This window comes from Acinetobacter sp. YH01025 (genome assembly GCF_013420185.1).
Lineage (GTDB): Bacteria > Pseudomonadota > Gammaproteobacteria > Pseudomonadales > Moraxellaceae > Acinetobacter > Acinetobacter indicus.
The window spans coordinates 263569-289699 of record NZ_VOYR01000001.1 but is presented as its reverse complement, the minus strand read 5'-3'; the positions used below and the strand labels follow the sequence as shown (position 1 = coordinate 289699).

Below are 26131 nucleotides of genomic sequence, written 5' to 3'. Positions count from 1 at the left end.
TTTTAACAGTTCTCACACTTTTCTTTACTGCAGCATTTGTGCCTTCAAACGAATAATTTCATCACGCAGACGTGCGGCCTGTTCAAACTGCAATTCTTTTGAGGCTTTGAGCATCTCTTTTTCCAGCTTGGCCACATGCTTGGCAAACAGTTTCGGGTCCGACACGATATGCCGTTCATCCGCGGTTAATGCCAAGGTTTGTGGTGCCATCTGCTCATCAATTACATCTTCTTCCAGCACCTCGCCGGTATCAATTTCTTTAATGACCTGACGCACAGCACTGCGCGGAGTAATACCATGTAGCTGGTTAAATTCAATTTGCTTGGCACGGCGACGTTCAGTTTCATCAATGGCTTTTTGCATGGAATCGGTTATCCGGTCGGCATATAAAATTGCCTTACCGGCAATGTTCCGCGCGGCCCGGCCAATGGTCTGAATCAGCGAACGTTCGGAACGCAGGAAGCCTTCCTTGTCGGCATCCAGAATCGCCACCAGCGAGACTTCTGGCATATCCAGACCTTCACGCAGCAGGTTAATCCCCACCAGCACATCATAAATTCCGGTACGCAGCTCATGAATAATCTTGACCCGCTCGACCGTATCAATATCGGAATGCAGATAGGCCACTTTAATGCCGTATTCTTTTAAATAGGAACTTAAATCTTCGGCCATGCGCTTGGTTAAGGTCGTGACCAGAACCCGCTCGTTTTTATCTTTACGCAGGTTAATTTCCGACAGGACATCATCGACCTGGGTCAGCACCGGACGGATTTCAATTTCCGGATCAATCAAACCGGTTGGACGCACCACCTGCTCGACAATCTGTTCAGCTTTTTCCAGTTCATACTGTGCCGGTGTGGCACTGACATAAATAGTGCTTGGAATAATCCGTTCCCATTCTTCAAATTTCATTGGCCGGTTATCCAGCGCACTTGGCAAACGGAAACCATAATTGACCAGGTTTTCCTTACGCGAACGGTCCCCTTTATACATGGCACCAATTTGCGGCACGGTAACATGCGACTCATCAATAATCAGCAAGGCATCATCCGGCACATAATCAAACAGGGTTGGTGGCGCTTCACCGGCCGGACGACCGGATAAATGACGGGAATAGTTTTCAATGCCATTGGTATAGCCGAGCTGCTGCATCATTTCCAGATCATAACGGGTACGCTGCTCAATACGCTGTGCTTCCAGCAGCTTGTCATGTGCACGGAAAAAGCCTAAACGCTCTTTCAGTTCTTCACGAATGGTTTCAATGGCGCGCTGCAGATGGTCTTTAGGCGTGACATAGTGGCTTTTCGGGTAGATGGTGACGCGTGGCACTTTGCGGATCATTTTGCCGGTCAGCGGATCAAACCAGCGGATCGAATCAACCTCATCATCAAACAGTTCAATCCGGATGGCATTCTGCTCCGATTCTGCCGGGAAAATATCAATAATTTCACCGCGAATCCGGTAGGTCCCGCGCAAAAACTCTAGTTCATTGCGGCTATATTGCATTTCCACCAGCCGGCGGATGATGTCTTCACGTTGAATCCGGTCGCCCTGCACCACATGCAGCAACATGCTCATATAGGCATTCGGATCACCCAGACCGTAAATAGCCGATACCGATGCCACAATAATCGAGTCACGACGTTCCAGTAATGCCCGCGTCGCCGACAAGCGCATCTGGTCAATGTGATCATTAATGGCAGCATCTTTTTCAATAAAGGTATCGGAAGATGGCACATAGGCTTCCGGCTGATAGTAGTCATAATAACTGACAAAATATTCAACCGAGTTATGCGGGAAAAAGGCTTTAAATTCGCCGTAGAGCTGGGCCGCCAGAGTCTTGTTATGCGCCATCACAATAGTTGGCCGCTGTAACTGGGCAATCACGTTGGCCATGGTATAGGTCTTGCCGGAACCGGTTACCCCCAGCAGCAACTGATCATGCATGCCCTTTTGAATTCCCTGCACCAGCTTTTCAATGGCCTGCGGCTGATCTCCAGCAGGTTGATAATGGGTAACCAATTCAAAAGGTTGATGATCACTCACGGATAGCGTACTCATACAGATCGAAAAAAATAGTCTAACAGATTCAGCCTATTATCTGGCTTCAGATTGTAATTTTTGTACACTTTCTTGTCACCGGCAGCATCGGCAAGGTTCTGTTTTTAGTCCGCAGTGCAACTGAAATAAAGACCTTCACCCGCTGCTGTTTGGCACACTCTCACCAGACATACCCAGATCAAAGCAAAATCTTCATGTGAAACAGAAAAACACCCTCGTCTTGTGCTTTTTCACTTGATTCTGCCCCGCTTCACGGGCAACATGAACACAAGGGATCACATAGATTTAATGACAATGACTTACCGATATCATGATGAAAGTATTATTAAAAGCTTGCCTGAAGATACGATTTTTGTCTTTGGCAGTAATCTGGCGGGTGATCATGCCGGCGGTGCAGCGCGCACTGCCCTGCAACACTTTGGCGCCGTGCGCGGCGTAGGGCGTGGCTGGGCCGGACAAAGCTTTGCCATTCCAACCATGAACGAGCATTTGCAGCAAATGCCGCTGTCGCAAATTCAGCACTATATAGATGACTTTAAAACCTATACCAAAAATCATCCGAAAATGAAGTATTTTCTGACTTCAATTGGCTGTGGTATTGCCGGTTATAAAGTCGAGGAAATCGCCCCGATGTTTAAAGGCATTTCCCACAATGTGATTTTCCCGGCCTCCTTCCGGCCTTTTGTCGAGAAATCTTTACCGAAACTGAACCAGCATTTTCTGCATACCATTTTTCGTGATCCGGTGATTTTTGCCAGCAATCCGGATGAGCTGATTGAAGTACTGGCTTTAAATGACAATGAAAAAAGTCTGGCTAAAATTTTGCTGAATACCCAGATGTACCCGACCGACAGCAATGGCCGTGACCGGATTTTTGAAATTGAAGATATTTTATATGGCCTGAAAGGCAAGGTCTTCGAATGGCAAAGCAACTCTGAAGGTTCCATGCTGTTTGGCGGGGTGATTCTAGCCTTACTGGAACTGTATAGTATTAATGAACAGGATTTTGCCGAAGTCTGGCATGGTCAACGTGAAATTACCCCACCGCGTCCGGCGCATCGGGCCAAAAAATAATCCCTCTGTTTAATACCAGAGCAGCCGGCCACTGAGCCGGCTGCTTTTTAATTCAGTGATGCAAATCACATTTATAAAAATAAAAACAATTCTTATCACATAATAAAAAACTTGATTATAATTCTATTTTTCATTCACTAGAATAATCGAGCTTCAGACTATGACAATACTGGACACGCCTGTTTTTACCCTTGCGCCGATTGCCCTGTGGCTGGAAGACTTTAGTGAAATTAAAAAACAGTTTGAGCTGTGGCGCGCACAAGGCATTCAGGATTTACGTGGCTATTTACTGGAAGATCCAAGCCGTGTCATTGAATGTGCCCGTAAAATTAAAATTCTGAGCGTAAACCAGAAAACCCTGGAACTGTATGAAGCCCAAGATCTGCAGCATTTAATTAGCAACCTGGAGCAGATTTTTAAAGGTGATATGGCCAGTACCCATATTGATGAGCTGATCAGCTTGTGGGAAGGTCAAACCGAATTTTCCAGTCAGGCGGTCAATTACAGCCTGAACGGTAAACGGCTGGATATCCAGTTACGCTGCACCGTAGTCCCTTCACATGAGCATGACCTGTCTTTGGTGCTGGTCAGTACCGAAAACATTACCCCTTATACCGCAGCGCGCCGGCAGGCAGATCAGCAGCGTTTACTGGCTGAATCGCGCTTTGTCTATTCTCCCACCTCCTTGTGGGTGGAAGATTTTAGCCGGATTAAAAGCCGGCTCGATCAGCTGCGCCATTTGGGCATAGATGATTTCAATACCTTTTTAGATGTGCATCCGGATTTTATCCAGCAATGTATCCGCGATGTACTGATTATTGATGTCAATCAGGCCACGCTGGATTTATTTGGCGCCCCGGACAAAAACACCCTGCTGCAAAATATTCATAAAATTTTTGCCGGTGAAATGCAGCATACGTTCAGGGAACAGCTGATCGAGCTCTGGAACGGCAATATTCACCATCAGCGTGAAGCCATCAATTATGCGCTGGATGGCAGCATCCGCCATGTATTGCTGCAATTTACCGTATTTCCCGGCTATGAAGAGGACTGGAGCACGGTTCAGGTGGCCTTGACCGATATTACCGCGCGTAAAAAAAGCCGAAAATTATCTGGAATATCTGGGCAAGCATGATGTGCTGACCAAGCTGCTGAATCGCTCGCATTATAGCGAAGAAGTGAATCGCTTAGAGCGCAGCAGTCTACGGCCTGTATCCAGTATCTATATTGATATGAATGGCTTAAAAGTTGTGAATGATGCCTTTGGCCATGATAGCGGTGATGATCTGCTCAGACGCACCGGTGAACTGCTGAATCAGCTTGTCCAGAATACCCAGTACAGTGCCTGCCGCATTGGTGGTGATGAATTTGTGATTTTGCTGCCGGGTGCCGATGAGATTGCCCTGCACAACTGTTTGGCAGGCTTGCAGGAACTGCTGTTAATTGACAGTCAGTTTCATGGTAATCAGATGCTGAATCTGTCGATTGGGTCTGCGACCACACTACCACAGGAAAGTATTGAAGAGATGCTAAAACGCGCCGATCAGGCCATGTACACCCAAAAACGCGCCTATTATGTCCAGTTTGACCGGCGTGAAACCCAGGATTAAACCCATCAAGCGCCCATAAAAAATGCCACAGAACGTGGCATTTTTCTTAGCGTTTACCCATAGATTTACGGGTCCCACGTGGTGGTGGAAACAGCTTGTCGGCATAACCTTCATCTTTAGGACGAACCTGATTATGCAAGGCATCCATCTGGGCTTTTTCTTCCGCAGATGGCATTGGGAATGGGAGTTTTACCACAGGTTTTTTTGAAGTAGGCTGCTGCTTACTCATGACGATAACTCAAATCAAATTAGCGCTATTTTAAGGTTTTTTGCAGTCAGAAGCGAGCCTCCGGCTTTTTATTCTCAAAAATGCCTTATTTTGAGGCGCAGAAGCACAAATTTCGTGATTTTTTATTAATTTGTTGAGATTTTAAACGACGAAGTGACTATTTTTGAGCTAAGATAGTGTGCTTTTTATTTTTTAATCCCTATAAGAAGGAATACTGCCGTGGACGTACGTCTCTCTGATCGTGTAAATGCCATCAAACCGTCCCCAACGCTTGCTGTGACAAACAAAGCTGCTGAATTGAAAGCTGCTGGTCATAACGTAATTGGCTTGGGTGCAGGCGAACCGGATTTCGATACACCACAACACATCAAAGATGCAGCAATTGCAGCGATTAACAACGGTTTTACCAAATATACCGCTGTTGACGGTACGCCAGGCCTGAAAAAAGCCATTATTGCGAAACTAAAACGTGACAATAACCTTGACTACCAAGCCAACCAGATTCTGGTGTCTTGCGGTGGTAAACAATCATTCTTTAACTTGGCACTTGCACTGTTAAACAAAGGTGATGAAGTGATCATCCCTGCACCATTCTGGGTAAGCTATCCAGATATGGTCATCATCGCTGAAGGCGTGCCAGTGATTGTAAAATGTGGCGAAGAACAACGCTTCAAAATCACTCCTGCTCAGTTAGAAGCAGCCATCACAGACAAAACCCGTTTAGTGGTACTGAACAGCCCGTCTAACCCGACAGGTATGATCTACACCAAAGCTGAACTGGAAGCTCTGGCTGAAGTACTGCGTAAATACCCAGAAGTGTATATCGCATCTGACGACATGTACGAACCAATCCGCTGGGATGACGAGTTCTACAACATCGCTACTGTTGCACCAGACCTGTATGACCGCACTATCGTGTTAAACGGTGTGTCTAAAGCCTATGCCATGACTGGCTGGCGTATCGGCTATGCAGCGGGCCCTGCTAAATTGATCGGCGCGATGAAAAAAATCCAGTCTCAGTCTACGTCTAACCCGACGTCTATTTCACAAGTGGCTGCAGAAGCTGCATTAAACGGTCCTCAAGACGTTCTACAACCAATGATTGAAGCGTTTAAACGCCGTCATGACCTGGTGGTAAACGGCCTGAACGACATCAAAGGTATTTCTTGCTTACCTGCAGATGGTGCGTTCTATGCTTACGCCAACATCAAACCACTGATTCGTGCTAAAGGCTTAAAATCTTGCACAGAATTCTCTGCATGGTTACTGGAAGAAACGGGCGTAGCCGTGGTTCCAGGTGATGCATTCGGTTTAGGCGGTTTCATGCGTATCTCTTATGCAACGGCTGATGAAGTGCTGGTAGATGCGTTAGCGCGTATCAAGAAAGCGGCGGATTCAATCGAAGGCGTTGATGAAGCGATTGCGTCGATCGAAGCTGAAAAAGCTGCTCAATAATCTCTTCTGAGCAATAAAAAAAACCGCGACCTGTTCGCGGTTTTTTTTATGGCCTGATTTAACTCTAAACGCTCAATTCAGCGGACCATAGATAACGGTTAGATGGCCTTTTTCAGCGCCTGAATGAGCTGACTGCGTGAGATGTCAGGACGGTCTGTACCCTTATAAATACAGTAATATTTAAAGACACTATCCAGACTCACCCGCAGTTTTTTTTGTTCAGAAGCCGACCAGACCCGGCAGCGGTTACTACCCGACAAGGCACTGCCGGCAAGCTGATACAGGTATAAATCCTGGCTGCGCTGTAATGGCGTGCGGATCGCATGATCCGGATGCTCTGAAAGCTGGAAACATGGCTCATTGATCAGCCATTTTTCACTAAACCACAGCTGCAGCAAATCGCCCAGATACAGATCGACATGCCCGACTGGCCATATGTTGATATAGGCCGAAGCAACAGGCGTATAATAATCTGCTGGATTGCTGATAAGAGAAAGGTAGTTGTCTTTGTAAAAATTGAGATTTGCAAAAATTTCAGGGATGCTGAGCGTATTCATTCGCTGTCTCCGATTTAGCCATTTTTGTGCTGGCAAGTTGGTTTAAATCCACACTGTTTAACCATTTGGTCAAACGACTTTCTGGATTTAATCTAACAACAGATTTTTTGCTTTGCAAGATTTTTTCGTGTTTTATTTTATTTTGCACAAATAAAAAGCATATAAACTTTAAATGTAAAAAAGATGACAGTTTTCGCTTGACCCCTGCCAAAATCCCTCTATAATCGCATTCAGATTCTCCCATAGCTCAGTCGGTAGAGCGACGGACTGTTAATCCGCAGGTCCCTGGTTCGAGCCCAGGTGGGAGAGCCAAATTCAAGAAAGCCCAAGCATTTAAGACTTGGGCTTTTTTATTGCCAAAATTTATAGCTTTCAATCTTTTTAATTCCTACAGCGATTCACATCTGAAGGTTATAAAAAAAGAAGATTAGGATCTTCCCGAGCGATCTAATGGCGAGACGTCAATCGCCAGATCAGCAGAGCATCTATCTTCAAAAACAGGTAAATCAGCCCTGATTCCCCTTCTCACAGCCATAAAAAAACGGAACCGAAGTCCCGTTTTCTCTCAAAAAATATTGACTGTTTCAAGCTGCCTGCGCCGGCACACCGCTATGGAAACGGAAAGTATCATCCGGGCTTAAAATCAGATTTTTTTCCACTTCACGAATATGCTGAATCCGGCCCTGAATATCTTCTTCCGGATTTTTTAGCTTGGCAGTTTTGGCAACGTCCAATGCCAGTGCCAGATAATCTTCATAATGACGCGATTCAGATTTCAGCAAATAGCGGTAGTAACGCCCCAGCTCTTCATCAACATGCGGTGCCAAGGCATAAAAACGCTCACAGGAACGCGCTTCTACAAAGGCGCCAATCACCAGTACATCAATTAACGCTTCTGGTTCATAGGTACGGATTTCTTTGCGTAAGCCGCCAGCATAACGACCTGCGCTTAAGCCTTTCCACTCCTGTCCGCGTTTGTTCATAAATTCCAGCACCTGTTCATAGTGCAGCATTTCTTCACGAACCAGTTGCGCCAGCTTGACCTGCAAATCGGTAAAGAAGCTGTAGCGGAACATCAGGTTCATGGCTGTACCGGCGGCTTTTTTCTCGCAGTTGGCATGATCCTGCATCAGGATTTCCAGATTATTCAGTGCTTCGTCCAGCCAGGCTTGCGGGGTTTCACAGCCCAGGAAGCCGATCACCGGCTTCATGAGTTCATCATAATTGATTGTCGACATACAAAAACTTCAAGATTATCGTGCAGCTTTAATCGCTGCTTTCATTTGCTGTACAGCTTGGGCCAGACCCACAAACACCGCATCGGCAATGAGCGAGTGACCAATATTCAGTTCATGAATTTGCGGAATTGCGGCAATCGGCGTCACGTTATCTAAATTCAGGCCATGGCCGGCATTCACCACCAGACCTTTGGCCGCGGCATATTCGGCACCTTTCACAATACGTTCCAGCTCAGCCTGCTGCGCCTCTGCGGTTTCAGCATCGGCGTAGGCACCGGTATGAATTTCAATGGTTGGTGCACCACAAGCAACTGCGGCATCAATCTGGGCAAAGTCAGCATCAATAAACAGGGATACATCACAACCCAGAACAGAGAGAGCCTGCGTTGCCGCTTTTACCGCCGCAAAATTACCGACCACATCCAGTCCACCTTCAGTGGTGACTTCCTGGCGTTTTTCCGGGACAAAGCAAACATGATGCGGTTTGATTTCTTTGGCGAACTCGACCATTTCATCAGTCACCGCCATTTCCAGATTCATGCGGGTTTTCAGCAATGGACGCATACGACGCACATCATCATCCTGAATATGACGACGATCTTCACGCAGATGCAAGGTAATACCCTCTGCACCAGCCTGTTCACAAATCAGTGCGGCATTGACCGGATCTGGGTAAGTGGTGCCACGTGCTTGTCGCAATGTTGCAACATGGTCAATATTCACACCAAGTAATGCAGCCATACTCTTTTCCTAATTACGATTGTGTTTGGGAGTTCTGTATCCACAATTGACGACTTTTTAACGGCCGATCTCCCAGCAGGGAGCTGATCATCTGCCGATATAATTTAGACAGTAATTGTAACTGTTCTGGATTAAAATCCCTACCCTTTTCATGGTCACGCATACTCAAAATCTGCGCGCCACTTAAACCAGAACGGGAAGGCTGCGCCGTTGGCATAAAGCCTTCATTTAATAAAAACTGGTACTGCTGCGTTGCACCAATCGGCTGCTGGTTGGCATCCACTTCAAAGTCGATGGCATAACCCAGTTCTTGCAGCAACACATGCTCAAACTGGCGCAGAATCTGTCTTAAAAAGCTGTTCGGCTGCGGATGGCTCGACAGCTGCTGTAATTGCTGCAAAGTCGTGGCATATTGCAGAAAAGTCTCGGGCATCTCGACTTCGAGCGGACACAGACGCAGCAAAATTTCATTCAGATAAAAACCGGAGAAAAAGGCATCGCCAAAGAAAAATACGGGCTGGTTGATAATTTCCAGTTTGGTAAAATTTTTCAGTTCAGATTTACCCGAGGCCTGCAGGCTAATCGGTTGATATTGTGGTGGCGGGGTTTGTCTTAAAATACCATCAATCCGCCCATATTCCTGGGTAAACAGATGCACAATATGACTACGCTCGCGGTATTTACGATGATGGATCAGGTAGCCATGCAAGACTTCATTACGCATGCGGGCAGGATATCAGCCTAATCATCTTTCTTTTTGTTTTCATCTTCTTCATCCCCATCGGGAATGACTGCACCGACCACAGCGGCCGTGCCTTTGACCACGCCTTTGGTGGTTTTATAGGCCACTTTAACCGGAACTGTAACCACCTTATGAATACAGCCTTGCAGCATGAACATGCAGGCTAAAATCACAGCAATTTTGGTCATTACAGTTCCTCGTTTCATGGCTTAGATATCGCTATATCCCAAGCTTTTTAATGCACGTTCATCATCTGACCAGCCACCTTTGACTTTCACCCAAAGCGTGAGCATGATTTTCTGTTCGAACATTTTTTCCATATCGACACGGGCATCCATCCCGATTTTTTTCAGCTTAGCACCTTTTTCACCAATCACAATGGCTTTTTGCCCCGGACGGTCTACGAAAATGGTGGCATCAATATAGGTACAGGCCGGTTTCATACGACCGGTTTTTTCATTTAAAGCCGGCTCTTCGGTTTTAAATGATTCAATCTGTACGGTTAAATCGTATGGCAACTCTTCACCAAGCTGACGCATGATTTTTTCACGAATAATTTCAGAGGCCAGGAAGCGCTCGGAACGGTCGGTAACCTGATCAAATGAATACAGCGGTGGCTGGAATGGCAGATACTGCTCAATGGTGTCACGCAGATGTTCCAGATTGGCACCACGCAGCGCAGATACCGGTACAATTTCTGCGAAGTTCATCAGCTTGGCGCGCTCCTGAATCAGCGGCAGCGCCTGATTTTTATTCTCGAAGGTATCCAGTTTATTGATCACCAGAATGACTGGCATGTCTGCATTTTTCAATTTCTCCAGTACGAGTTCATCGTTCTGGGTCCATTTTTGTGCATCGACGACGAATAATACCAGGTTCACATCACGCAGCGCCGAGTGCGCGGCACGGTTCATCATTTTGTTGATGGCACGCACTTCTTTTTTGTGCATCCCCGGGGTATCGACATAGACCGCCTGAGATTTTTCACGCGAATCAATCCCGACAATTTTATGGCGGGTGGTTTGCGGCTTACGCGAGGTAATAGACAGTTTTTGACCCAACAGGTGGTTCATCAAGGTAGATTTACCCACGTTTGGCCGGCCCACAATGGCCACAAATCCGCTACGGTAATCCGATGGAATTTTCTGACCTTGTGAACTGAAGAATTGATTGATTAAATCGTGGCTGTCGCTTTGCGACTCGTGATCAGCATCGTTGTGATCGGAATGGATTGTCATTGAGACGTTTGCTCCAAGAGTTTTAAAATTTCCGCGGCAACTGCCTGCTCGGCAAAGCGGCGGCTAGAACCTTCACCTTTCATTACCGGTAAAGCATCGACCCGGCATTCCACCTTGAAATGCTGGTTCGGGGCATCACCCTGAATATCTACAACCTCGTAAACTGGGAGAGGTTTTTTACGTGCTTGTAAATACTCTTGTAGGCGTGATTTCGGATCTTTGAGCTGATCGGTCGGCTCAATATGATCCAGATAAGGCACGTACCATTTTAACACAATCGTCTGTAGCAGGTTTAAATCCCCACAGTCGATATAAATCGCACCAATAATCGCCTCGACCGCATCTGCAAGTATAGACTCACGATGATGACCGCCTGATTTCAATTCACCGGTACTGAGAATTAAATTTTGACTGAGTTTTAAATCATTGGCGATTTTACCCAGTGCTTCCTGACGCACCAGTGTTGCGCGCATACGGGTCAGCCGCCCTTCATTTTCCTGCGGATAGGCGGTGTAGAGATAATTGGCAATAATCATCCCTAAAAGTGAATCGCCTAGAAATTCTAGGCGTTCATAGTTGTGTTTGTGACTGACCGAACGATGCGTCAGCGCCAGCTTGAGCAGATCCGGCTGTTTAAACTGGTATCCGATGCGGCTGGCCAAACGCGTTTCATTGAGCTTGGACTGAGCTTTGATCAAAACTTTTCTCGAATTTCATGACAATATCAATATTCAATAAGAACGGTTTTCTTATCTCATAGTCTTTCTTCACCTGTAGACCATCTACATTGGTGACCTGGGCAACATCCGCAAATTTAATATCACGAATGTTGTTCATACTTAAACGCTTATCCATTTCCCCAATGAATTTTTGCGGACTCAGGTTTTTGGGTCCATGAATCAACTGCTCTTTAATCTGGTTATCCAGCATTCGATCATCGAAATACGGTCCCCAAACCGCAACTGCAATTTTTGCCATAAAAGCAAAACCAATAATTGCAACCAGAATTGCAATATACGATGCCCCTTGTTGATGACGCATTTTGTTATTTTCCTAATGGATGATTTTAATCTATGCTGCCGTTTCGGCTAAAAGACGGCAATTTAAAACCAGGCTCTTTGTGCATCCAGATATAGACGGCACGGCCGGTCAGGTTTTCTTCAGGTACAAAACCCCAGAAACGGCTGTCAGCACTCTGATCGCGGTTATCCCCTAACGCGAAGTAATGACCTTCTGGAACTTTGACTTCCCAATATAAACCATTTGTAGAAGCATATTTACCATTTTCGACATAATTAATAAAGGGTGCCTGACGCGCCACGTTTACGCCTTCCAGTTCACGCATGGTAAAAGTATGCTTGCCTAAAGTTTCCTGATGGTAAATCGAGTTGGGTGTATCGAGGCTGTCTTTTTCACGGCTAAATTCCAGTGCAACTTTCTGCACCTTTTCGCCGTTAATGGTAAATTGGCCATGATCATAAACAATATGATCACCCGGTAAACCCACAATCCGCTTAATGTAGCTAATGCTTGGTTGTGGCGGATAACGGAACACCGCCACATCACCGCGTTCTGGCGAACCGGTATCAATAATTTTGCTGTTGACGATTGGCAAACGCACGCCATAGTCAAATTTATTTACCAGAATAAAATCCCCGGTCTCCAGGGTTGGCACCATTGAATCTGACGGGATGTTAAACGGCTCATATAAAAACGAACGCAGCACCAGCACAACGGCCAGTACCGGCCAGAAGTCATACGCCCATGTGATAATGAAATTTTCATTGCCCCGCCCTTTGGTCTGTCTTTGCTTGAAGACAAATTTATCCAGCAACCACACAGCAATAAAAAACAGCGTGGCAGGAACGAGGATCAAATTAAAATCAAAATCCATGGGCGTTTATCCTTCTAATCTTATTAGCGTTCGACTTTTAATACAGCTAAGAACGCTTCTTGTGGGATTTCAACGCTACCCACTTGCTTCATACGTTTCTTACCTTCTTTCTGCTTGGCCAGCAGTTTCTTCTTACGCGACACGTCACCGCCATAACATTTGGCCAATACGTTCTTACGCATGGCTTTTACCGTTGAACGGGCAATAATTTGCGCCCCAATGGCCGCCTGAATTGCGACATCAAACATCTGACGCGGAATCAGGTCTTTCATTTTTTCAACCAGCGCAATACCACGGTGACGGGCATCCTGACGGTGACAGATCATTGCCAGCGCATCGACTTTTTCACCGTTAATCAAGACATCGACTTTCACCAGTGATGAACTTTCAAAACGCACGAAGTTGTAATCTAGTGATGCAAAACCACGTGAGCAGGATTTCAATTTATCAAAGAAATCCATCACCACTTCGGCCATTGGAATTTCAAAGGTAATGGATACCTGATTACTCATGAATTTCATATCTTTTTGCACACCACGACGCTCGATACACAAGGTCATGACGTTACCCAAGTATTCTTGCGGCACCAGAATATGACATTCGGCAATCGGTTCACGTAAGTCTTCAACGGTGGAACCGTCTGGCATTTTCGATGGACTGTCAATATATACGGTCTGGCCATTTTTCATTACGGCTTCATAAATAACCGTTGGCGCAGAAGAAATCAGGTCCAGATCGTATTCACGTTCTAAACGTTCCTGAACGATTTCCATGTGCAGCATACCAAGGAAGCCACAGCGGAAACCAAAACCGAGCGCATCCGAACTTTCCGGTTCGAAGAATAGCGCTGAGTCATTGATTTGCAGCTTTTGCAGTGCTTCACGGAACGGTTCAAAATCGCTGGCATCAATCGGGAACAAACCGGCATAGACCTGCGGTTTTACTTTCTTGAAGCCCGGTAACACTTCCACTTCTGGCGTGGTTGCCAAAGTGATGGTATCGCCGACTGGTGCACCAAAAATGTCTTTAATGCCGGCAATCACGAAGCCGACTTCGCCCGCTTCCAGAATATCGGTTTCAGTATGTTTCGGATTGAAAATACCCACAGAGGTAATGATGTGCGTTTGACCGGTTGATTTCATCAACATCTTGTCGCCTTTACGCACACGGCCCTGCTTCACACGCACCAGAGACACAACGCCCAGATAGTTATCAAACCATGAGTCGACAATTAAAGCTTGTAATGGCGCATCACGGTCACCGGTTGGTGCTGGAATGACATCAACCAGACGCTCTAAAACACCTGCAATCCCCAGACCGGTTTTGGCTGAACAGGTCGGCGCATCGGTTGCTTCAATACCAATAATATCTTCAATTTCCTGAATCACACGCTCAGGCTCTGCTTGCGGCAGGTCAATCTTGTTCAGAATTGGCAGTACTTCCAGACCTTGCTCAATCGCGGTATAGCAGTTGGCAACCGATTGTGCTTCTACGCCCTGGGCAGCATCAACCACCAGTAGTGCGCCTTCACACGCTGCCAGTGAACGTGAAACTTCATAAGAAAAGTCAACGTGTCCCGGGGTGTCAATGAAATTTAACTGGTATTCCTGACCATTCGGATGGGTATAGTACAAGGTCACCGAAGTCGCTTTAATGGTAATCCCACGTTCACGCTCAAGTTCCATTGAGTCCAGTACTTGCGCCTGCATTTCGCGATCCTGCAAACCGCCACAGGTCTGAATGAAACGATCCGCAAGGGTCGACTTGCCATGATCGATATGTGCAATGATCGAGAAGTTACGAATGTTTTTAATATCAACAGATTTTTTAGCTTGCGCCATGGGCTACCTTAAAAAATAACGCGCTATGCAAACCAGATTCAGTGCACAGCAAAAGCCGAATAGAAATTGCGAAGGATTATAGCAGATGGATTTTTTAAAGTATCCAAAATAATGCAAAGCTTTTCGGCCCGGCCGGTTTTAGATCATCCGATACAAACCGGCCAGTGACGATGCTTATGCCGGCTGTGGCGGATACTGGTTAAAATCCATCGGATTCAGATCGGCTGGAATAGGCTGATACGCCTGGGAAAAACTTGGCGACATGCGTTTTGGACGGCCGCTGTCAATTTCCACACAGGCCCATTTGGTCTGCGCGACAAACAGCACGCTCTGGTCCTGCGGACGATAAAACACATATTGGCGAAACAGGTACAGCGCATTAATTTCACTGAGCCAGGTTCTTAAAATCAGCTCCTCACCGGCAAATGCTGCCTTGCGATACTGCACATGATGCTCCACCGCCACCATGGCATGTTTCATTTCCAGAAACTGCGCCATGCCCAGGCCTAAGGTTTCAATATGGGCGCTGGCCACATCCTGCATCCACTGCACATAAACCACGTTGTTGACATGGCCCAGACTGTCAATATGCTCGGGTTGAACCTGAAGTTTTAAATCAAAAAATGTACTGCTCATGCTCTGTTACTGTACTGTGGTATCGGCTATTGAGGCCCCTAGTCTACTGAAAATTGGCCCCGGATAAATTGAAAAATAAAAAAACCACAGCAGGCTGTGGTTTTTAACTGGCTCAGATCAGGAAATTCGCATACCGACAATGGCACGTTGTCCCTGACGGATTAAGGTCACACGCGCCACGCTGCCCTTTTTCAGCTGCGAAACCGCCTGAACAAAACTGTTGCTGTCGGTGACTGGGCTATTGTTCAGCTGTACGATGACATCACCCGGTAAAATTCGCGACTGCGCTGCAATACTGCCCGGACGGACTTCCTGAATCAGCACACCGCCTTTAATTTCCAGCTGACGCATTTCTGCTGCTGACAGGTTCCGGATTGCGACCCCAAGTACCGGGCCTTTATTCTGGCTTGGCGTAACATTGCTCTTGGCCGGGGTGTCATCCGGTGCAGTACTTAAAGTAGCCGAGATATTCCGGCGACGGTCATCGCGTAAAACTTCCAGCTGGATGGTCTGTTTAGGTGCAGTACGGTTCAGATAATTGAGTAATTCGCTGGTGCGCGAAATTGGGGTACCGTTGTATTTTAAGATCACATCACCCGCACGCAAGCCGGCTTTGGAGGCTGGAGAATCCGGTGCCACCTGGGTAATTAAGGACCCTTCCGGTTTATCCAGTCGATACGATTCTGCCAGCGTCCGGTCAATATCCTGCAGGCTCACACCTAAATAGGAACGGGTGACTTTACCATGCTGTTTTAACTGGTCTGCCACTTCCATCGCCACATCAATCGGAATCGAGAAAGACAGGCCCATATAGCCGCCCGTTCCACTAAAGATGCGCGAGTTGACCCCAACCACTTCACCGCGCTGGTTAAATAGCGGTCCACCCGAGTTACCCGGGTTTAAGGCAACGTCAGTCTGAATAAACGGTACCGAGGTTTCCCCCATCATGTTACGCATTTTGGCACTGACAATACCAGCAGAGGCGGAATAGTCAAAACCAAATGGTGAACCAATTGCCAGCACCGGCTCACCGACTTTCAGGCGATCAACATTACCGGTACGCAGTTCAGGGAAGTTGCTGCCAGATACCTTCAGCAAAGCCACATCGGTCCGTTCATCACTGCCGACCACGGTGGCATCAATTTCACGGCGATCATTCAGAACAATGGTGACTTTGGAGGCATTTTCAATCACATGGTGGTTAGTGAGCAGGTAGCCATCTTTGCTGATAAAGAAGGCACTGCCATAACCGGTTTTTTCTTGTGGTGCCTGACGCTGCGGAATCACCACCCCATCGCCAAAGAAACGGCGTAACAGTTCCGGAACCTGTTGTTGTAACAACTCTTCCTGGCTTAAACGTTTGACCACATTGACACTGACAACACCGGGGCTGACCTGTTCAACCAGGTTGGAAAAATCTACTGAAGTAGAGGCCTGTGCTTGAACAGATGCCATAGTGAACACAGCTGCATAGAGACCCTTCTGTAAGTAGCGATTATTCATATATAGCATTCACTCAATTTGTTTATAAAAATGTGATGTTCTGTTTTTAACATAACGCTTTTTAAGATTTCGTAATAATATGTTCAATTCCTCAACAGGATACAAGTGCTTATGCCATTTTTTATAAAATGGAGTTTTATTGCTTTTTCTCATCATTAATAAGCATCTTGACCCTTGCCTTTTGTTTTAAAAAGCGTTGTCATTACCAGACTTTTTTCAAATTAGCTGATGGACATGTCTAATTTACATGCAACTCATCATTTTGATGTGATCATTGTGGGTAGTGGCGGCGCAGGTTTAAGTCTGGCACTGTCATTACCAGCTCATTTTAAAATTGCCGTGCTGGCCAAGTCGGCCCTGACTGATGCCAGCACCTTTTATGCCCAAGGTGGGGTCGCAGCCGTACTGGATGAAACCGACTCTATTCAACAGCATATAGATGACACAATGATTGCAGGCGCGCATTTATGTGAACTGAATGCCGTGCAGCAAACTGTAGAGGGCGGTAAACCTTCGGTCGATTTCCTGCTTGAACATGGCGTTCAATTTACCCTCGATGAACAGGAACAACTGCATTTAACCCGTGAAGGCGGCCACTCCCAGCGCCGGATCATTCACGCGGCAGATGCCACGGGACGTGCCATTTCAACGACACTGGTCCAGCGGGCCAGAGAAAAACAGAATATCCAGATTTTTGAAAACTTTGTTGCCATTGACCTGATTACCACACAGAAACTCGGTCAAACCGGTAACAATCGTGCATTGGGCCTGTATGCCCTGGATGAAAACACCGACCAAATTGATACCTTCCTGGCACCCTTTACCGCACTGGCCTGCGGCGGTGCCATGAAAGCCTATCTGTACACCTCTAACCCGGATATTGCCACCGGTGACGGGATTGCCATGGCCTACCGCGCCGGTTGTCGCGTCGCCAATATGGAATTTAACCAGTTCCATCCGACCTGTTTATACCATCCGCAAGCCCGTTCCTTCTTGATTACCGAAGCCATGCGCGGTGAAGGCGCCTATTTACGCCTGCCAGATGGTGAACGCTTTATGCTACGTTTTGACGAACGTGCCGAACTGGCACCACGTGATATTGTGGCACGTGCAATTGACTTTGAAATCAAGCGTCTGGGGATTCGTCATGTCTGGCTAGACATCACCCATAAACCGGCCGAATTTGTTAAAGAACACTTCCCGACCCTGTATGCGCGTTTACTGGAATTGGGCATCGACATCACCAAAGATATGATTCCGGTGGTCCCGGCAGCGCATTATACCTGTGGCGGTGTAGTGGTTGATGAACACAGCCAGACCGATATTGCCGGCCTGTATGCCATTGGTGAAACGTCTTATACCGGCCTGCATGGTGCTAACCGTATGGCCAGTAACTCACTTTTAGAATGTTTTGTATATGGCATGAGTGCTGCTGAACATATTCAGGCTGAATTCAAGCCCGATTATCAATCACCAAATGTGCCGGCCTGGGATGATTCTCAAGTGACCCATCCCGATGAAGATGTGGTAATTCTACAAAACTGGGATGAACTGCGCGCCACCATGTGGAACTACGTCGGAATTGTCCGCACCACCAAGCGTTTGCAACGTGCCCTGCACCGTATTGAAATGCTGAAACGCGAAATTACCGAGTATTATCAAGACTACAAAGTCAGTAAAAACCTGATTGAACTGCGTAATCTGGTGCTGGTTTCAGAAATGATTGTGCGTTGTGCCATGCAGCGTAAAGAATCGCGTGGCCTGCATTACACCCTGGATTATCCAGAACTGGCAGATGAGCTGCGTAAAACTGTCCTCACGCCGCCAAACTTCCAGGTAGAAACGCCATTGGTCAATGAGGATGTGCCGGCTTAAAATGCTTTTACATCTTCAGTTCTGAAAGATAAAAAACCGAATTGCAGGATGTGATTCGGTTTTTTATTGGGATCAGCCAAAAATGGTTTCAGCCGGATGGTTCCTCAAGTTGAAGCATATTGCGCTGCACTCGAGGTTGGCTTTAATAATGGCAACTGCTCAGGTTCTAGCACTCCGGACAGCAATTGCGGCAGATAGGTCTGCACATAATTACGTAAAGTCAGTGCCACTTGTGCCGAGAAATGTGGCTGCTGCAATTGTGTCTGTAAATGTGCCAAAGCCTGCGCCTCGGTCAGCTGATGGGTTTGCACCGCATAGACATAGCCCAATAAGGCGCCTTGTGCCAAAAACTGATACGGCAACCCGGCCTGAGCATTGCTGGCAATTGAACCTAACACCCGTTCGGACGCACTGAGCTTGCGTAGCGGATCACGCGCCACCCGTGCACATGGGTCTTTATAGGCATGGACACAGGAGTTTGCAAAACTTTGTGCCAGTGCATGTAGATCTTTCTGTCGGTGTGGTAACACCACCGCCAGTCCCTGCTGAACCTGCTGTAACAACTGCTGCATGAACTGTTCAATCTGCGGGTCGGCCAGAGCCACACCAATGGTTTGATGACCACGCAGGCTGGCATACCAGGCAAGCATGGCATGCACCCCGTTCCAGAGCCGGTTTTTAATCAGCTGGATTTCACTGATGTCTTCGACCAGAATCATCTGCCGCATTTTTTGCAGTAACGGACTGGCATTTTCCACATAAATCGGCATGTCAATTTCTGCATTAAACAGAATGAGATCCATCGTTTGCAGAATATGACTCGGCTGGAAATTACGGCGCAAATCTTCCACATACAGGCTGGCCTGACGTTCCTGCTCCGGCTGCAAACGGGTGTTATCCTCAATTTCAACCGGCTCGGCTTCATCTTCCGTTTGCGACTGCTTGAAGATGTTGTATTTAATCCGTAGCTGGCGGTACAGGTTCTGGTCAGTCAGTTTGGATACCATACGGTTGACCACGGTATCGCAGAAATAATGCTGCGCTAAAATGGCTTGTGCGGTCTGCACATCACTTAAGGCCACCAGGGCTTTACGGATATGCTCCAGCAATAACTGCTTGGCACCGACTTTATTTAAAATAATCAGCACGGTTAAAGGCGCAGCCGGCTGGTCCTGATGGGCCAGATAACGTGCATACAGGCCTTGCGCAATCACCTCAGCTTCGCTGCTCAGCGCTTTTTCTGGCAGACATAAGGCAATCAAGCTGGATTCGATATACATCTCCTGCATGTGCTGCAGGTTATCTGCATCAATAATGCTCATGTTTTCAATACGTTCATCATAGGACATTTGCCCATAACGAATGCAATAGGTGCCAAAAGCATTCACCGCAGAGCGATACAGCTGGTTACGGGTAGAAGCGTAAATCCGTTTCGGACGGGTATAACCATCCCAATGCGATAATACCTGCGCCAGATAACCGCCACCAATCGCACCAAAACCATGGATTCCGACAGTTAGCTGGTTCAAGGTTTGTGGAAAGGCTTCCTGCAGGCTGGGCATGCCCAAGGCCGGAATATACAGGTTTAAATCTTCCAGATAATCTTCCATGCTTTCATAGTAGTAATGCGCCTTAGACAGCATCTGTTCATTTGGTGCTTTAATGTCCCGCAGCAGCACGGTAATGCCCTGCGCTGCATAGGCCGAGGTCACACCATTGTCTGAATCTTCAAACATGAAACAGTCACTGGCGGAGAGATTCAGCTTTTGCGCAGCGGTCAGGAAAATTTCCGGATGCGGTTTGCCACGTTGGACTTCATCTCCGCACACCAGTACATCAAAAAATTTATAGACATTGGCATTAATTAAATATTCTTCGGCAATGGCACGGCGACTGGACGTCGCCACTGCCATGCGCAGCCCGGATTTACGCAAGCGCTCCAGCACCTGTAGCAAACCGGTTTTAATCGGCACGCCAAACTGACGCACACTTTCCAGTTCCAGCTCATCGGCACGCTGGCGAATTTCGGTATAGGGAATATCTTCACCATATTCAGCCTGTGCCAGCTGTTTGGCACTCCGCGCACTCAAGCCCAGACAACCCATTAAATAGTCATCGCTGAACTCGACTCCAATCAATTCCCGAGATGCCTGTTTCAAGGTTTGAAACCGTAAACGCTCAGTATCAAACATTGTGCCATCCATATCGAAAATTGCGCCCTGGATCATTTTATTTTTAAATTTAAGCATTTCCCCCCTCATTTGATCATTTTTCAACAGGCCTAGAGCCTAGAGCAATTTTTGAGGGAACAACACCTTAGACAAAGAATGAAATATTTAAGGTTAAAAATTAACCACCTAATTGGAGTAAGATTTAAGATATGTAACTTTAAGTAATTAATAAGTAACATCATGTAAATCAATAAAGCGATTTTGCTGAAATATAAGGATAAGTTTTAAATAATTCGGAGGGTGCTTTTCGGCGAATTAAATAGGCTTCAAAAAATAAAAAGCTGGAAGCATCAGATTGGCGAAGAAACTGAAGCAAGCAAAATTAAGACGAGTAAGAAAAGGATAAAATCAAGCGAGCCAGATCAACAGAACAAGTGACCTGAGAATCAAGCCACTTGGGGTGGAATGGAATAAGTTCCAGTCACATGCGCCACCGGCTCTTCCTGCCCGACTGAATAAATCCAGACTTCACCCACGGCCAAACTTTTACCCAGTTTCATGAGCCGGCATTCCGCCCGCAGGTTTTTTCCACCAGCGGGTTTGCGTAAAAAATTGATATTCAGGTTGGTGGTGACCGCCAACCCGACAATCCCAATCTGGCCCAGAATGGCTACATATAAAGCCAGATCTGCAGCCGTCATCATGGTCGGACCAGAGATCGTGCCACCCGGACGTAATTCACTTTCCCCAACCCGATAGGTCAAGCAGGCACCCATGGGCGTGACCGCATCAATCTCGCATTTTTCCAGGCTCTGGGGAAATTCTTGTTGTAAAAATTCAATAATTTCAGCACGGTTACTTTTCATTGTGATCAAAAAATCCTCTATCATCACGCTACTATAGAAGATTTTTAGTCTTGACCCAAATTTAAGCAGCGACTGTCTGTAAATATTTGAGCGCCTCGGCAAAGACCAGATCCGGACTTTGGGTGGCATCTAAACGTTTAATCCGTTCTGGTTCTGCCTGCCACAACTCCTGATAACCAGCACGCACCTTTTCAAAAAAGGTGACTTTTTCCTGTTCAAAACGGTCCAGCGCACCACGTTCACGCGCACGGGACATGCCCAGTTCAATCGGTGCATCCAGCCAGAAAGTCAGAGCCGGCATGTGCGAAACAAAATTCTGGTTCAGCAATTGCAACTTTTCCTGGCTTAGGCCACGCCCAGCACACTGATAGGCAAAGCTGGCATCAGTAAAGCGGTCACAGAGTACCGTTTTGCCAGCTGCCAGTGCAGGCAGAATCACCTGCGCCAGATGCTGGGCGCGCGCTGCGTACATCAGCAGTAATTCAGTATCATTACACATCGGCTCGTCATGATTGACTGAAAGCAGCAGACTGCGAATCTGCTCGGCCATCGGGGTGCCACCCGGTTCACGGGTCAGCACTACTTCACTGCCTTGGGCCTGCAAATGTTCATAAATACGACGGATGAGCGTGGTTTTACCTACCCCTTCGGTGCCTTCAAAGCTAATAAACATGCTCACTCCTTGTTCTTCGCACGAATGACCGCCAGATATTCCTGAACTGCGCGGTTATGATCTTGCAGATTGGTACTGAATTTATGTCCGCCATCACCGGTGGCGACAAAATAGAGATTGTCGGAATCATCCGGATGCATTGCTGCTTCAATCGCGCGTTTGCTTGGCAGTGCAATTGGTGTTGGCGGCAAACCATAGATGGTATAGGTATTGTACGGGGTTGGGGTACGTAAATCCTTACGGGTAATATTGCCCTGATATTTGTCGCCCATCCCGTAAATGACGGTCGGGTCAGTTTGTAAACGCATACCAATCTTTAAACGGCGCACAAATACGCCGGAGACCTGACGCAGTTCGCTATCGACATGGGTTTCTTTTTCAATAATCGACGCCATCACCAGCGCTTCATATTTATTCTTGTACGGTAAATCTGGTGCACGATTGGCCCAGGCTTCATCCAGTGCTTTCATCTGACGCTGATACAAATCGGTCAGAATTTTACGGTCCGATTCGCCCTTGGCAAAGAAATAGGTATCTGGCGCAAACAGGCCTTCCGGATGCTCAAATGGAATATTCAGCGCTTTTAACAACTGATCGGTCGGCAGATGGCTGACTTCTTTAGTCACCAGCTCATCCTTTTGCAGATGCTGCACCAATTGTTTAAAGGTGGTGCCTTCAATGACCAGAATCCGGTTCATCTGCGCATTTTCTGCATTGGAGATCATTTCCATGACTTCACGGATGCTCATACCCTGCTGGATTTCATAAACCCCGGCTTTCATCGAATCATGAATCATGATTTTCTGATACAGCTTCAGAATAATCGGAAAACTGACCTGATCATTTTTTTCCAGACGATCAATAAAACCGGAATAGGTATCGCCATCGCCAATGGCCAGTAATTCTTTCTGGCCTTTTACCGGATAGTCTTTAAACAGGCTGGACCAGAGGATGACTACGACAATGAGGAGTACGCCCAGTAACAGGGTTAAAATGCCTTTCATCGGCAATGGGGAACGAGGCTTGTTTTTCTTTTTCGTTTTAGAGCGGGATGAAGACATATTAATGCATCTGATTCAATTGAAGACGATTAAACAGTTCAATACAGGCTTGAACATCTAAAAGGCGTGCATCGAGCTGGATCACGATTTTCATCGGACTGAGCGCATTACAGAAAAACAGACTCTGGAACTGCGCAATTTCTTCCATATCGACATAACGCTGGCGACAGGAAATGCCGTGCTGCTGCATACGGGCCAGAATTTCAGCCCGCATCACGCCGTGGACGCCATTATAACGAAGTTCCGGCGTAATCCATTCATTGTTTATAAGAATAAAACAATTACTGCTCACCCCTTCAACAACCGAGCCTTGCACATCAGTCACCAAGGCTTCCGGCCAACCCTGCGCATCGGCTTCTTTTTTCAGTATCACCTGTTCTAAACGGTTCAGGCTTTTGATGCCGACCAGATGTGGCATACTCAGCCCCATCGCTTGTTTCAACACACCACTGGCGATTTTTTCATAGTGAAAATCATCCACTGCTTTGGGATAAAAGAAGACCCAGACATCAGCCTCTTGTGCGGGCAGGCTATAACCGCGCTGTCCATCTCCCCGGCTGATGATGATTTTTAAAGTGCCGTTGACCTGCGGATAGCGCTGCTGCAGCTGTTGAATCGACTGCTGGATAAACGCCAGATTGGCATGTAAATACAAATGCTCACAGCCGCGTTGTAGCCGCAGCAGATGTAAGGCCTCCAGTTCAATCTGGCCATTGCGGATGCGCGCGGTACTAAAGCAGCCATCGCCATAATGAAAGGCACGGTCCAGCACTGAAACGGCCGATATTTCCTCAGCATTCTTAAAACATTGCATACAACAAGTATCCATTTGAGCTGGCTTTAGTGTAAGAATGGAAGATCTATTTATATTTCTTTTTTATTCATATAAAATTCATTTTTTATTATTTTTTTAGGAATAAGACTGGCGCTATTCTTGCCTCATGTTACAAAACAGCGAAAAATTTGAGGTTAGTCATGAGTTTTACAAAATTAAAAATTGGGGTACTGGCCGCATTAATTTCGGCATCCTCCTTTGGTGTTGCTGCAAAAGATTTTCTGAACGTGTCGTATGACCCGACCCGTGAATTATATGATGATGTGAATAAACAGTTCGGCAAATACTGGGAAAGCCGGACCGGACAAAAAATTAATTTTAAACAGTCGCATGGCGGTTCAGGCAAGCAGGCCCGTGCCGTAATTGATGGCCTGAGTGCCGATGTGGTGACACTGGCTTTGGCCACCGATATTGATGTAATTGCGGAAAAAGCCAAACTGTTTCCGGCAGACTGGCAAAAGAAATTACCACATAACTCGACACCTTATACCTCGACCATTGTATTTTTAGTGCGTAAAGGCAACCCGAAAGGCATTCAGGACTGGGGCGATCTGGTCAAGCCGGGTGTGGGCATTATTACCCCGAACCCGAAAACCTCAGGCGGTGCACGCTGGAACTATCTGGCCGCCTGGGCTTGGGCTAAACATCAGCCGGGTGGCAATGATCAAACTGCACAGGAATTTGTACGTAAAATTTATAAAAACACCAAAGTCCTTGATTCGGGCGCCCGCGGTTCAACCACCACCTTTGCCGAGCGTGGCATTGGTGATGTGCTGCTGGCCTGGGAAAATGAAGCGCATCTCGCCATTCGTGAGCAGCCGGGTAAATTTGAAATTATTACCCCTAGCCTGTCGGTACTGGCAGAACCGCCGGTGGCCATTGTTGAGAAAAATGCGGAAAAACACGGCAACAAATATTTGGCCCAAGGCTATTTAAACTTCCTGTATTCCCCACTCGGACAGGATTTAGCCGGCAAACATTATTATCGTCCTCGTAGCGAAGCAGCATTAAAGAAATACAGCCAGGTCTTTAAGCCGTTAAAGCTGGTCACGGTAGATCAGGAATTTGGGGGCTGGGCCAAAGTCCAGTCTGCACATTTTGAAAATGGCGGTATTTTCGACCAGATCGTAAAAGCCAATAGCGCTAAATAATTCAGCTGTAGCATCAGCAACTGTAAGGTAAGCAAAGGAGCATCGACATGATTCATACCGTAATTGTTCCGGGCGTAGGTGGCAGTGAATATGGCCACTGGCAATCCTGGTTACAACGACAGCTCATGTCCTGCTCCCGCGTCGAGCAGCAGGACTGGAATGCCCCGGTACTCAAAACTTGGGTAGAACAGTTCCGAAGCACCGTGGCGGCGATTGATGCACCGCTGCAAATTGTGGCGCATAGCTTTGGCTGCCTGACTACCGTAGCCGCTCTGGCGCAATACCCGGCGCTGCAACGCAAGGTCAAGAATCTGGTACTGGTGGCGCCGGCCAACCCGGGCCGTTTTGGTGAAGCCGGTTTTGCCCGTGACAGCCAGCATGACTATCAGGACTATTTTCATCAGCTGCAAGTGCAGGTTCCGGCCAGCATGCTAATCAGTGAAAATGATCCCTGGTTAAATGCCGAACATGCACTGGAACTGGCGCAATCCTGGCAATTAGAACCGGTAAGCTTGGGCCATGTCGGGCATATTAATGTCGCCTCTGGTTTTGGTCCTTTTCCTGAACTCTGGAACTACCTGATTTCAGAAAAGGCTATGCAGCATATCAGTATTACTGATGACAGCAAGTATTTATTTAAATTTGCAATTTAACCCTCGCAAATTATGCTTGTGCCGAAA

The 26131-nt window shown here is 46.9% G+C and carries 24 protein-coding genes, 1 tRNA gene and 1 pseudogene; 7 read left to right on the top strand and 19 right to left on the bottom strand.

Annotation, left to right across the window (positions count from 1 at the left end; genetic code table 11):
- Positions 1–24: 24 nt before the first annotated feature.
- On the bottom strand, positions 25–2046 hold the full coding sequence (gene uvrB, locus FTT89_RS01360) for an excinuclease ABC subunit UvrB (protein WP_180061320.1): 2022 nt from the start codon (positions 2044–2046) through the stop codon (positions 25–27).
- 309 nt (positions 2047–2355) lie between these two features.
- On the opposite strand from uvrB, the gene FTT89_RS01355 reads away from it, so the two are divergent.
- Both FTT89_RS01355 and FTT89_RS01350 read left to right on the top strand, forming a co-directional pair.
- On the top strand, positions 2356–3135 hold the full coding sequence (locus FTT89_RS01355; RefSeq protein WP_016660041.1) for a hypothetical protein: 780 nt from the start codon (positions 2356–2358) through the stop codon (positions 3133–3135).
- 160 nt (positions 3136–3295) lie between these two features.
- Positions 3296–4745 (top strand): annotated as a pseudogene (locus tag FTT89_RS01350) (diguanylate cyclase domain-containing protein).
- Between the two features lie 46 nt (positions 4746–4791).
- On the opposite strand, the gene FTT89_RS01345 reads toward FTT89_RS01350, so the two are convergent.
- Positions 4792–4974: a hypothetical protein gene (locus tag FTT89_RS01345; RefSeq protein ID WP_005176699.1), complete on the bottom strand. Its 183-nt coding sequence runs from the start codon at positions 4972–4974 to the stop codon at positions 4792–4794.
- A 219-nt stretch (positions 4975–5193) separates the two neighbouring features.
- On the opposite strand from FTT89_RS01345, the gene FTT89_RS01340 reads away from it, so the two are divergent.
- A complete protein-coding gene (locus tag FTT89_RS01340) occupies positions 5194–6429 on the top strand; it encodes a pyridoxal phosphate-dependent aminotransferase (protein WP_005176698.1) in 1236 nt (411 codons plus the stop codon).
- A 98-nt stretch (positions 6430–6527) separates the two neighbouring features.
- Here the strand turns inward: FTT89_RS01340 and FTT89_RS01335 are convergent, their stop codons facing one another.
- A complete protein-coding gene (locus tag FTT89_RS01335; protein ID WP_180061319.1) occupies positions 6528–6986 on the bottom strand; it encodes a hypothetical protein in 459 nt (152 codons plus the stop codon).
- A gap of 236 nt (positions 6987–7222) precedes the next feature.
- Here FTT89_RS01335 and FTT89_RS01330 point away from each other — a divergent pair.
- Positions 7223–7298 (top strand) — tRNA-Asn (locus FTT89_RS01330).
- Between the two features lie 272 nt (positions 7299–7570).
- Here FTT89_RS01330 and FTT89_RS01325 read toward each other — a convergent pair.
- The 11 genes from FTT89_RS01325 to FTT89_RS01275 all read right to left on the bottom strand — a co-directional run bounded on the left by FTT89_RS01325 (position 7571) and on the right by FTT89_RS01275 (position 16819).
- Positions 7571–8224: a tRNA-(ms[2]io[6]A)-hydroxylase gene (locus FTT89_RS01325; protein WP_005176696.1), complete on the bottom strand. Its 654-nt coding sequence runs from the start codon at positions 8222–8224 to the stop codon at positions 7571–7573.
- A 15-nt stretch (positions 8225–8239) separates the two neighbouring features.
- Positions 8240–8965, bottom strand: coding sequence for a pyridoxine 5'-phosphate synthase (pdxJ, locus tag FTT89_RS01320; RefSeq protein WP_016660036.1), 726 nt, complete (start codon positions 8963–8965; stop codon positions 8240–8242).
- 13 nt (positions 8966–8978) lie between these two features.
- Positions 8979–9689, bottom strand: coding sequence for a DNA repair protein RecO (locus FTT89_RS01315; protein WP_180061318.1), 711 nt, complete (start codon positions 9687–9689; stop codon positions 8979–8981).
- A gap of 17 nt (positions 9690–9706) precedes the next feature.
- Entirely contained in the window at positions 9707–9895 is a 189-nt protein-coding gene (locus FTT89_RS01310) for an NF038104 family lipoprotein (protein ID WP_045795115.1), read from the bottom strand.
- A 21-nt stretch (positions 9896–9916) separates the two neighbouring features.
- Positions 9917–10945, bottom strand: a complete 1029-nt coding sequence (gene era / locus FTT89_RS01305; protein ID WP_168399845.1) for a GTPase Era — start codon at positions 10943–10945, stop codon at positions 9917–9919.
- Positions 10942–11643, bottom strand: a complete 702-nt coding sequence (gene rnc, locus FTT89_RS01300) for a ribonuclease III (protein ID WP_005176685.1) — start codon at positions 11641–11643, stop codon at positions 10942–10944. The genes era and rnc overlap by 4 nt, the downstream gene beginning before the upstream one ends.
- The gene (locus FTT89_RS01295) at positions 11615–11986 is read right to left on the bottom strand and encodes a DUF4845 domain-containing protein (RefSeq protein WP_005176678.1); all 372 of its coding nucleotides are present in this window, start codon (positions 11984–11986) and stop codon (positions 11615–11617) included. The genes rnc and FTT89_RS01295 overlap by 29 nt, the downstream gene beginning before the upstream one ends.
- Positions 11987–12011: 25 nt before the next feature.
- Positions 12012–12839: a signal peptidase I gene (lepB, locus tag FTT89_RS01290; protein WP_005176674.1), complete on the bottom strand. Its 828-nt coding sequence runs from the start codon at positions 12837–12839 to the stop codon at positions 12012–12014.
- Between the two features lie 23 nt (positions 12840–12862).
- Positions 12863–14680, bottom strand: coding sequence for a translation elongation factor 4 (gene lepA, locus FTT89_RS01285; RefSeq protein WP_005176673.1), 1818 nt, complete (start codon positions 14678–14680; stop codon positions 12863–12865).
- A gap of 174 nt (positions 14681–14854) precedes the next feature.
- Complete coding sequence (locus tag FTT89_RS01280; RefSeq protein ID WP_005176672.1) at positions 14855–15316, bottom strand: thioesterase family protein; 462 nt, start codon at positions 15314–15316, stop codon at positions 14855–14857.
- A gap of 117 nt (positions 15317–15433) precedes the next feature.
- Positions 15434–16819, bottom strand: a complete 1386-nt coding sequence (locus FTT89_RS01275) for a Do family serine endopeptidase (RefSeq protein ID WP_104469870.1) — start codon at positions 16817–16819, stop codon at positions 15434–15436.
- 228 nt (positions 16820–17047) lie between these two features.
- On the opposite strand from FTT89_RS01275, the gene nadB reads away from it, so the two are divergent.
- The gene (gene nadB / locus FTT89_RS01270) at positions 17048–18694 is read left to right on the top strand and encodes an L-aspartate oxidase (protein WP_075174747.1); all 1647 of its coding nucleotides are present in this window, start codon (positions 17048–17050) and stop codon (positions 18692–18694) included.
- 104 nt (positions 18695–18798) lie between these two features.
- Here the strand turns inward: nadB and mtlD are convergent, their stop codons facing one another.
- The 5 genes from mtlD to pabC all read right to left on the bottom strand — a co-directional run bounded on the left by mtlD (position 18799) and on the right by pabC (position 24279).
- Positions 18799–20943: a bifunctional mannitol-1-phosphate dehydrogenase/phosphatase gene (gene mtlD, locus FTT89_RS01265; RefSeq protein WP_160241475.1), complete on the bottom strand. Its 2145-nt coding sequence runs from the start codon at positions 20941–20943 to the stop codon at positions 18799–18801.
- A 368-nt stretch (positions 20944–21311) separates the two neighbouring features.
- A complete protein-coding gene (locus FTT89_RS01260) occupies positions 21312–21731 on the bottom strand; it encodes a PaaI family thioesterase (protein WP_005176662.1) in 420 nt (139 codons plus the stop codon).
- Between the two features lie 61 nt (positions 21732–21792).
- Positions 21793–22404 (bottom strand): dTMP kinase, encoded by a 612-nt coding sequence (gene tmk, locus FTT89_RS01255; protein ID WP_180006690.1) that lies wholly within the window; start codon positions 22402–22404, stop codon positions 21793–21795.
- A 2-nt stretch (positions 22405–22406) separates the two neighbouring features.
- Positions 22407–23465: an endolytic transglycosylase MltG gene (gene mltG, locus FTT89_RS01250; protein ID WP_104505507.1), complete on the bottom strand. Its 1059-nt coding sequence runs from the start codon at positions 23463–23465 to the stop codon at positions 22407–22409.
- A 1-nt stretch (position 23466) separates the two neighbouring features.
- Complete coding sequence (pabC, locus tag FTT89_RS01245; protein WP_160241477.1) at positions 23467–24279, bottom strand: aminodeoxychorismate lyase; 813 nt, start codon at positions 24277–24279, stop codon at positions 23467–23469.
- Between the two features lie 161 nt (positions 24280–24440).
- Between pabC and FTT89_RS01240 the strand changes: the two genes are divergently transcribed.
- Complete coding sequence (locus FTT89_RS01240; RefSeq protein WP_180036441.1) at positions 24441–25451, top strand: sulfate ABC transporter substrate-binding protein; 1011 nt, start codon at positions 24441–24443, stop codon at positions 25449–25451.
- 47 nt (positions 25452–25498) lie between these two features.
- The gene (locus FTT89_RS01235; protein WP_104472953.1) at positions 25499–26104 is read left to right on the top strand and encodes an alpha/beta hydrolase; all 606 of its coding nucleotides are present in this window, start codon (positions 25499–25501) and stop codon (positions 26102–26104) included.
- The last annotated feature ends 27 nt before the right edge of the window (positions 26105–26131 follow it).